The organism is Coriobacteriia bacterium (assembly GCA_013334745.1).
Taxonomy (GTDB): Bacteria; Actinomycetota; Coriobacteriia; order Anaerosomatales; family JAAXUF01; genus JAAXWY01.
This window is the reverse complement of sequence record JAAXWY010000065.1, coordinates 1-10,493: the sequence shown is the minus strand read 5'-3', so window position 1 is coordinate 10,493 and position 10,493 is coordinate 1. Positions and strand designations below refer to the sequence as shown.

Annotated in this window: 3 protein-coding genes and 1 other annotated feature; all 3 genes read left to right on the top strand. The window is 66.7% G+C overall.

Annotated features, from left to right (window positions below):
- The coding region (locus HGB10_11410; GenBank protein NTU72409.1) for a hypothetical protein at positions 1-6,688 on the top strand (6,688 nt) is incomplete at its 5' end.
- 148 nt (positions 6,689-6,836) lie between these two features.
- Positions 6,837-7,105: a binding site (T-box leader), on the top strand.
- A 91-nt stretch (positions 7,106-7,196) separates the two neighbouring features.
- Positions 7,197-8,807 (top strand): anthranilate synthase component I, encoded by a 1,611-nt coding sequence (gene trpE, locus HGB10_11405; GenBank protein NTU72408.1) that lies wholly within the window; start codon positions 7,197-7,199, stop codon positions 8,805-8,807.
- Positions 8,804-10,493: anthranilate phosphoribosyltransferase (gene trpD, locus HGB10_11400; GenBank protein NTU72407.1), on the top strand; the 1,690-nt coding region annotated here is incomplete at its 3' end. The genes trpE and trpD, both read left to right, overlap by 4 nt.

Below are 10,493 nucleotides of genomic sequence, written 5' to 3'. Positions count from 1 at the left end.
CAAGTGCGTCACCTGCCACCCGACGCCTCGCAGCTCGTTCGCCACATGGGGCAAGGGCTGTGTCCAGGGCGGCTGCCACCCGGCCGGTACGCCTCAGGAGATGCACGGCGGAGCCACGACGGCACATGCTCCGGCCGCCACCAACACCGAGTGCTTCGCGTCGGGTTGCCATCGAGCTACCGACGTCTCCACGATCCATGCCTCGGCCGAGACCACCGTCAACGGACAGGCTCGCACCTCGTGCATGGTCTGCCACGACAGCGCCACCCTCACGAAGGACTGCTCGACCTGCCACACTGCGGCCGGCGTCGACTACCATCTGAACACTGCTACGGCGCACGCCTCTCGCACGATCGTCAGTTGCTTCGCGAACGGCTGCCACCCCGCATCGCGCAACCTCGTCGATGTCCATGCGATCTATGTGGGCCCGGGTTCCGCGAACTCGCAGTACGCCACCACGTGCGAGCTGTGTCACAAGAACACGAACGCCGATCGCATCAACTGGACGACTGCCACCGCGAGCTGTGTGTCGTGTCACCCCGTGTACCACGGCCGGGCACAAGGCGCCCCCGTCATTCACGGCGACCGTGACTCCGCGCACACCTACAGCGCCGCGAGCTCCGGATGCACCGGTTGTCACTCCGGTTCGCTGCCTGCGATCCACAAGGCGATCGACACCGTTGCGAGCGATTGCGTCTCGTGTCATCGCACGCACGCATCGCTCGACACCGGATGCGGCCTGTGTCACGCCAGCAACGACACGTGGTCCAAGACGGCTGAGTGCGCAAGCTGCCATCAGGCTGACCCGCATCCGAATCTCGACGCGTCTCATACCGCGGCGCCGCCTGCAGCAACGATCACCATCTCCGGCGTGGACTACCCCGCGCAGCAGTGCACCGACTGCCATCCCTCAATGGTCATCTCCACCCTCCACACGGGAGACTGCATGTCGTGCCACCCCGAGGAGAAGGCAAGCCTGACCCCGTCGTGGAACAAGGGTTGCGCGCAAGGCGATTGCCATACCGTCGGGTCGGCGAGACCGATGCACGACACCGTCGATGCCGCGCACGCCCCTGCAGCAGGTCTGACCTGCTTCAACGACGGTTGCCACGACACGGTTGCGGGGCAGAGCTTCGCGGGTATCCACGCAGAGGCCACAACGACTGTGAACGGTTCCACTGTGGCCTCATGTGCCGTCTGCCACGCAGCGGGCAAGCCCCAGGGCGCCACCTGCGAGGACCCCGGCTGCCATGGCGATGTGCTGGCCATGCATGAGTCTGGCTCGCACGGCACGACCGAGACTGTCTCGGCGTGTCTCGGCAACTGTCACGAGCCCGACCTGCAGGCCGAGCACGCACGCTCGACCGGTGCCCGCACGCCTGTTGGCTGCAGCACCTGCCACTCGGCGTTCGCGTCGGTCGTCTCCGGAACCTGGGACGGCACGTGCTACGCATGCCATACGCCGCAGCACTCCGACATGTCGCAGTCCGGCAATGGTCGCTGCCTCGAGTGCCATGGCGACAGTGCCGCCACCATCTCGGCGGTAGCGACTGCCGGAGCCTACGCGAACACGGCCGGCGATCACTCGGCTGGCTACGACGTGTCCGCCCACGGTGCCGCCGTGAGCGCCGGCAACGATGCAGGTGCCTCAACCGGCGTACAGTGCGAGGCTTGCCATAGCCACAAGGCCGGCAACGACGCCCTCACCGACTACCGCACTGCAGGATTGACCGCCGCGGACGGCAGCTACTCGGGGCTGTGCTATCGCTGTCACTCCTCGGAGTCGACCGAGACCGTCAGCGTCGGTAGCGCACCGTACTCGTGGAATGGTCGCGACGTGAAGGCCGAGTTCGCCCGCGCGAGCAGTCACCCGGTGTTCGCTTCCGCACCGGCGACCGCGTCTGTCGACGACACGATCCCTGTCTTCAGCCAGTCAAACCAGGCGGAGTTCGCATCCAGCAGCTACTCGATGACCACCAACCTACTCGGTGGGGGACCGCAGTTGTTCTGGGGCACGGTGCTGATGGCTCCGCGCGCTAACCAGAACATGATGTTGATGACCGACTCGGCAGGGACGAACCAGTACGACCGCGATGCTCACGCGGGGCTGTCGAGCTGGAATGACGACGGCTACAACCCGCCGGACATGCCCGCCGGTAAGGAGCCGATGGCGAGCGTCGTCGCCGATGACCGCCTCGTGGTTCTCACCGGCGGTGCGACTCAGGAACTCTGGGAGTACGCGCTACCGACCGCGTCCTCGGCAGGCGCATGGACAAAGGTGTCGACGCTTCCCACGGGCGGCGGAACGTTCGCGAACACCGTCGGCGCCGACATGGCCTACGACTCGACGCGTGATCTGGTCTACGTGATTCCCGGCTCGGGCAGCTCTTCGATCTTCGTGTGGGACCCGGCGACGCAGACCAGGCTCGATCGTTCGGTCACTGAGACCGACGGTGCGCCCATCGCGCTCGGCCAGGGGTCGATGATCGCGTATTCGCAAGACCCGGACGCGCTGTGGATCGTTCGGTCGGTCGACTCGGCCTCGACGAACCAGGGTTACCTCTACAAGGTGGCGCTCAGTCCCGGCTGGGCCGAGCACCCGGACGACCAGTTCGTGGCCGTCAACTCCGGCCTACGTGTGGCGCGTTGGCAGTGGCGTGAGGACAACGGCAACGCCTACGAGTATCAGCCGGCCAACTACAAGATGACTCGCTATCGCAAGGACGGCGTGGACACGCTGCTGCTCCTTTCGGCTTGCGCCGATCACTCCTACAGCGCGACGGTGTGGGTCCGCAACCTCACCACCACTCCCACGCAGTCGTGGGCGCATCAGTACCCGTGGGGCCCGTCGACCAGCCCCAACAACGGCCATTACCTCAAGCGTGCCGACATCGAGTGGGACGGCGGCAACTTCGTCTATGCGACCGAGACGTACATCCCGGACTACTACAACTGGGGTACCGTCGCGGCGATTCCGGCCTGCATCAAGAGGTTCAACATCACCACGTCACAATGGGAGCCCGTCACCCCGTACACCGGTTTCAACGGCGGCATCCTTGGCTTCGCGAGCGCTACGCCACCGGCTGGCGTGTCCGGCACCGGCTATGCGATGGCGGGCACCGTGGTTTCGCCCGAGATCACGCCCATGGCGGATGCCGTGGCGTGGGGCAGGGTGAACTACGCTGCAACCGTGCCGTCCGGTACGGCCGTCTCGGTGAAGGTGCAGGGCAAGTCGGGTGAGAGCTGGACCGACGTTCCCGGATTCGAGTCCGTCCTGGACGGCGATCAGCTCACAGGCGTCGGCGTTCACGACTACGACGCACTGCGTCTCGTCGCTACGCTGTCCACCACCGATCAGACCTACCTCACTCCGCAACTGAAGTCGTGGAGCATCTCAGCGGCGCATCCAATGATCGCCGAGCCCGCGACCGATACCCAGATCGCGAAGGCCGACCGCGGAGGTGCGATCACGTGGACTGATGTCCACGATGCCACCGCTACCGTCGGTCAAGCGATCCAGATTCCCGTGTCAGCTCAGCCTGGCTGGAACCGCAAGATCATGCTGACCACCAACAGGAGCGGCTGGTATCTGGCGTATGACCCCGCATCAGGCGTCTGGGATCCGTGGAGCTACCGCGGCTTCTCGGGCTCGACTCTGGTCACCGGCAGCGCCGCGTTCACTTCCGCTGACAACAAGGCGTACTTCACCGTCCCGCCGGGTCTGAGTGGCGACCTGTCGATGCTCAAGTTGGGTCCGCTCACGTCCGACCGGATTGCCAAGGAAGGGACCGGCACCGCCGACACGCTGGGCATCCAGCCGACCGGCGGAGATGCGGCGTACGACACCACCAGGAACGTCGCCTACGTCGCCCAGGCGTCGCTTGAGCCGACCACAGGAACCTACAAGTGGAATCGGATATGGCGCTGGAAGCCTGGAGTGGGTCCGATGGATCCGATGCCTATGAGCGAGAACTCGTGGCGTCCGTCCAATGCGATGGCGTACGCCCCGAAGGCGGACAGGCTGTTCCTGTGGATGACCGGTTACGCCACCGGGACCACCGTGCGTCTGAACTACGTGGATGCTCCCGCGACCGCGACGACCGCCACCATCGTGAATGCATCACCCAAGATCTACGGTACGGCGTCGACGCCTGCATCGGTCGGGTGGGCGACCGGCTCCAATTACAACACCAAACTCGCCGTATTCGAGGTCAACGGCCAAGAGTACATGGCGTCGTTCGGCGGCGGATCCGCTCTGGACATCTGGGGCAACCTGTCAGCCGCGCCGGGCAGCATCACGCGTCGCGGTAACGATGCGGGTGCTCCATCCAGCTTTGGCGCACAGCCCGTGCTGACATCCGGTGGTGAGTTGAAGTGGGACGGTGGCGAGTACCTCTACGCGACCTACGGTAAGTCCAGCCCAGCGAAGTTCGGCCGCATCAAGATCCCGGCCAACCCCATGAGTGATAACTGGCCCATGTGGGAGAACCTGACGGGCTACTACCTCGCAGGCGGCCCCATGACCTTCGTACGCGCCAGCGGCCTGCAGGTGTGGCAGACACTGTATACGCCCGAGATCGTGGCCACCGCGCGTGAGCGTGCATGGCAGTCGGTGTCGTACACCGCGAGCGTCCCGACGAGCTCGACTCTCTACGGCACGCTCGAGGGCTTCAACGGCACTGCGTGGACGTCCATCAGCACGGAGGGCTACTTCACGCCAAACTCGACCTATACGTTCACAACGCCGATGTCGACGGTCACATACCCCAAGCTGCGCATCAGATTCGCGATGAGCTGCATGGATGGTCAGGGGTCGCCGGTCGTCACGGGCTGGACAGTCAAGGGCGGCTACGGCGAGTCCACGTGGGTGACGAACCAAGCGCTCCCGAGCCCGGGCTCTACGAGTTGGGAGTCGGCGTACCACACGTCATCGCAGCCCATCGGCACCTCGATGAAGCTCACGCTTCAGGGCTGGAACGGTACGGAGTTCGTGGACATCCCCGGCTACGTCGACCGCACGGATTCAATGCTCGATATCCGCGACCTGTCGATCCGCCAGTGGCCGCGCCTGCGACTGCGGGGCTCATACACCACGGCAACCTACGGAACCAATCCCTCGCTCGACAACTGGTGGATCACGTCGTCCAAGCAGAGCGTGCAGTACGCCTCGTCACTCTCGTGTGCGAGCTGCCATAACGCCCACGTGGTCCAGACCGGAGGCGGCGGAGCGTGGGACACCGCCCGCGTGAGCGATCCGACCGGCGCGCGCGGTACGTTCTCGGAGAGCAACTCGACCGAGATGACGCAGTTCTGCCTCAAGTGCCACGGGTCCTCGCAGGTCGTCCGCGCGGTCGATGCCGCCACCAATGTTCCGTACACGATCGCCTTCTCCTCTCCGAGCGGTCCGTACTTCACGAGCTGGCTCAAGGGCGTCGGCAACACCGCGTTCGGGCTGTCGGGGCACCAGACGACCGGCGGCACCAAGGCCGGTTGCGAGACGTGTCACGACCCGCACGGCTCAGACAACGCGGCGCTCAACGCGTGGACGCGTCCGAGCGACTTCACGACAGGCGTTCCGGGAGTGCGTGACAACAGCGTCGCTGCGGCGTCCGAGGAGAACCTGTGCTTCCAGTGCCACGGCAACGGGACGCTCGGCGTGCAGGCGCCCGGTGCTGCAGACGTCGCGAGCTCGATCACGGCCACCTACGGGCACACGGCGACGCGTGAGCGCGGGAAGCACTCTGATTCCGAGTCCGCAGTCGACCTGGGAGTGCCCAACCGCCACTCCGAGTGCGTCGACTGCCACGACCCGCATTCCGCGCAGCCCGGCACGCACGTCGCCGGCGGTAGCCAGGTCTCAGGCGCGCTCATCGGCGCTACGGGCGTCAAGCCGATCTGGCCGAGCATCAACGGGACCACCGCGACCAGCTACGAGCCCATGCGGATCACGGGCGCCGCGACGGACGCCGAGGCGTACGTGTGCTTCAAGTGCCACACCAACAACACGCTGATGACCGCGCAGGCGACATCGAGCGGCATCGCGCCGACCGACCTTGCGTATGAGTTCAACCCGGCCAACGCGAGCTTCCACAACGTTCTGGGGCTCCCGGGCGGCGTGAAGACCACCTACACCATCAACGGGAAGACCGACTACTGGTCGTTCTACAACACGCTCAAGGCGCCGTGGACAGCGTCATCGCCCGTGTCCTGCAGCGACTGCCATGCAAGTTCGGTTGTCGGTCAGGCAAAGGGCCCGCACGGTTCAAGCGTGAAGTTCATGATCGATCCCAACTACCCGGATCCGTGGGCCGCTGCCACTCTGGATCCGAACACGGCCACGGGTGTCTCGGGCACGATCATCTGCTCGAAGTGCCATACGCTCATGGGTACCAATGACAACCCGATTCACACCGCGGGCGGAATCTCGGCCACGCGTGTCCACTCCAACTGGAGCATGGGCTGCAACGCGTGCCACATCGCCATCCCGCACGGCTGGAAGCGCCCGAGGCTTCTGGGATCGAGCACCGATCCGGCGCCTTACCGCACGGGTACGCACAACACGAGGACCGCACTGATCAAGCTCGCGATTCGTGAGCGCCCCGATCGCACATGGCGTCAGGGCGACTGCGAGGTCGGTTGCTCGAGCACGCACCGCGGCTATGCCGCGCCGACCAACTACTGGCCGTAGGTCACTACGGTCCGATCGGACCAAACGCGCCACTCAGCGGGGCGGGACGCCACTTCAGGCGCCCGCCCCGCAGCTTTCGCCGACCATTCGCCGCCAATGCCCTTGACACGCCACCCGCTCCTCGTCGTAGACTGCTCGGCAACCGAACAGCGCGTCTGTGACGGGGAAGAGTACCGCAGTTCCAACGCTTTAGAGAGCCGGTGATGGTGGAAATCCGGCGCGACGGACTGCGGGAATGGGCCCCTGAGACTCTCGTACAAAGGCCGATGGCTGATTAGTGCGAGCGGACCCCCACCGATACAAGGGGCAGGATATGAAGGCGCACGCGGCCGAGTATCCGTCGACCAAAGTGGGCACGTTGCATATGCAGCGGGTCAACAAGGGTGGTACCGCGAGACTTCGACTCTCGTCCCTTGGAGGACGGGAGTCTTTTTGTTTCCCGGACTCGGTGCCAAGCAGCGCGCGGTGAGGTCGAGAACAGTCGACCGACAGAAGGTGGGACCGAAAGATGATACTGCCGAGCAGAGACGAGTTCGCGGCACTTGCCGCCGACTACGACGTCGTGCCCGTCGCCCGCGAGGTCTACGCCGACCTCGCGACGCCGATCAGTGCGTTCATGGCGCTTGCGGACGGCGCCGAGCACGCTTTCCTCCTGGAGAGCGTTATCGGGGGAGAGCGGCTGGGCCGCTACAGCTTCCTTGGGGTGGGGGATCGCGAGGTCATCAGCGCCCGTGGCCACGAAGTCGTCGTCGAGAACGGCGGCGTTGCCGGAGAGTACGCCGACGATCCGCTGCGCGTTGTCGCTCGTGAGATCGGTGTCGGCACCGTGGCGCGCGTGCCGGGGCTGCCGCTGCTGGTCGGCGGCGCGGTCGGCTACGTGGGCTACGAGACGGCGTCGAGCTTCGAGCGGGTTCCTCGGCATGAGAACGACGTGCTGGGCGTGCCGGACTTCACGTTCATGATGGCCGATGTCGTCGTCGCCTTCGATCACGCCCGCCGAGTCATGCAGGTCATCGCACCGGTGCGGCCCGGCGGAGCTCCCGACATCGCCTACGACGCCGCACTCAAGCGCATCGACAGCTACCTCGCGCGCATCGACCAGGGCCCGCGTGGCGCCGAGCTGGGCGCCTACGGCGTCGAAGTGCCGGTCGAGATGCACGCGCACACCACCCGCGACGAGTTCATCGGCCAGGTGGAACGCGCCAAGGAGCACATCGCGGCCGGCGACATCTTCCAGGTGGTGCTCTCGCAGCGCTACTCGGCGCCCTACGAGGGCGACGGTCTCGATCTGTACCGAGTCTTGCGCGCGGTAAACCCCTCGCCGTACATGTTCTACCTGCGAACCCGCGACGTGACGCTTGTGGGCTCGAGCCCCGAGCCGCTCGTGCGAGTCGAGGACGGCCAGGTGCTCACGCGCCCACTCGCCGGAACTCGGCCGCGCGGGACGACCGCCGCCGAGGATGGCCGCTTGCGAGCCGATCTTCTCGCCGATGAGAAGGAGCGCGCCGAGCACGTCATGCTCGTCGACCTCGGCCGAAACGACATCGGGCGCGTCTCTGCGCCGGGCACGGTGACCGTCGACGAGCTCATGGAGGTCGAGTACTACTCCCACGTCATGCACATCGTGAGCAACGTGACCGGCGACCTCGCGCCCGGCAAGGACGCCTTCGACGCACTCGAAGCGACGTTTCCAGCCGGCACCGTGAGCGGCGCTCCTAAGGTTCGGGCGATGGAGATCATCCGTGAACTCGAGCCCGAGGCACGCGGTCCGTACGCCGGGACGGTGGGCTACGTCGGCCTCGATGGCGCGATGGACATGTGCATCACCATTCGCACCGTCGTCATCGCCAACGGGCGCGCGTACGTCCAGTCCGGCGCCGGCATCGTCGCGGACAGTGAGCCCGATAAGGAATTCGAGGAATGCAGGCATAAGGCCGCAGCACTGCAAAAGGCGTTAGGACTCGCCGCCGGTATGCGCTCAGAGTCGCTGGGCACACCCTCGGCGGACGTCCCTCGGCGGGGGCCCTCGCCGCTGCGCGGCTCCCCCGCCTGCGAAGAGGTCCGCCCAGAGGGTGCCCCCAACGGCTCCGAGCGCACACCCGCGGGAGGTGCCCGATGATCCTGGTAATCGACAACTACGACAGCTTTACGTACAACCTGGTGCAGCTATTGGCCGCTCTCGGAGCTGAAGTCGAGGTTCGGCGCAACGACACGCTGACGGCCGAGGAGGCGCTCGCGCTCAGGCCGGCCGGCATCGTCGTGTCGCCGGGCCCGGGCACGCCGGATGACGCGGGCATCAGCCGCGAGGTCATCCTCGCAGCCGCAGCCGCGGGCGTGCCGTTGCTGGGCGTGTGTCTCGGGCATCAGTGCATCGCCGAGGTATACGGCGGCACGGTGTGTCGCGCTCCCAAGGCTGTGCACGGCAAGACCGACGAGGTCAGCCACAACGGCGAAGGTGTCTTCGCCGGAATCCCGAGTCCGTTTACCGCGACGCGCTACCACTCGCTGTGCGTGGATGGTGACAGCGTGCCCGACGCCCTCGAGATCGTCGCGACGACGCCCGATGGTGTCGTCATGGGCCTTCGCCACCGCGAGCTGGCCGTCTTCGGCGTGCAGTTCCACCCCGAGAGCGTACTCACACCCGAGGGCACGAAGCTGCTCGCGAACTTCCTCGACGTCACCGGGGAGGTGCCGCTCGCGCGCGGTGCATCCGGCACTCCGGCCATCGTGGCCGCGGCCGGAGGCACGGCACGCGCGAGCGCCGGTGCGGCTGACATCGCCAACACCGCCGGGGCGATCGGACGCGTGGCGACGGGAGCGTCGCTCACCGAAGACGAGGCCTACCTCGTCATGAACCAGATCATGGATGGCGAGGCGACGCCCTCGCAGATCAGCGCGCTCATCACCGGTATGCGCATGAAGGGGGAGACCGTCGACGAGATCGTCGGCTTCGCCCGTGCGATGCGCGAGCACGCCACGCCGGTGCGCCCCACGGTGACCGGCTACATCGACACCTGCGGCACGGGCGGCGACGGGCTGCACACCTTCAACATCTCGACGACCACCGCGTTCGTGGTCGCGGGCGCAGGCGTACCGGTCGCCAAGCACGGCAACCGTGCGATCTCGAGCGCGGCAGGCAGCGCTGACGTGCTGGAGGCACTCGGCATCGACCTGTCGCTGTCGGCAGCCGACGTTGCTCGCTGCGTGGATGAGGCGGGCGTCGGCTTCCTGTTCGCCCAGGCGCTTCACTCGAGCATGCGACATGCGGGCCCCAGCCGCCGAGAGATCGGCATCCGCACCGTCTTCAACATCCTGGGCCCGCTCACCAACCCCGCGGGCGCCAAGCGCCAGCTGCTCGGCGTGTACGACGCGCGCCTCGCGCCTGTCATGGCCGAGGTGGCCGGACGCCTCGGCGCCGAGCGCGTGCTCGTCGTCAACGGCCACCCGGGCCTCGACGAAGTCTCGGCGAGTGGCCCGACCACCATCGCCGACTACGACGTCGCCACCGGCGAGGTCCGCACCTCCACGGTGACGCCGGAGTCGGTGGGGATCGCGCGTGGCACGCTCGCCGACATCGCTGGCGGTACTGCAGTCGAGAATGCGGCGATCGTACGCGCGATCCTCGGCGGCGAGGCCGGCCCCCGCCGCGATGTCGTGCTCATGAACGCCGCAGCCGCCCTGCTCGCGGCGGGCAAGACCGCCGACCTCGCCGCCGGCGTCGCACTGGCGCGCGACGCCATCGACTCCGGCCGCGCGCTGGCCGCACTCGACGAGCTCGCGGCCGTCAGCCAGCGCCTCGCTGCAG

Bases quoted from the DNA above. Each gene is read 5' to 3' on its own strand.
- trpE (NTU72408.1), top strand. From the start codon at position 7,197: ATGATACTGCCGAGCAGAGACGAGTTCGCGGCACTTGCCGCCGACTAC.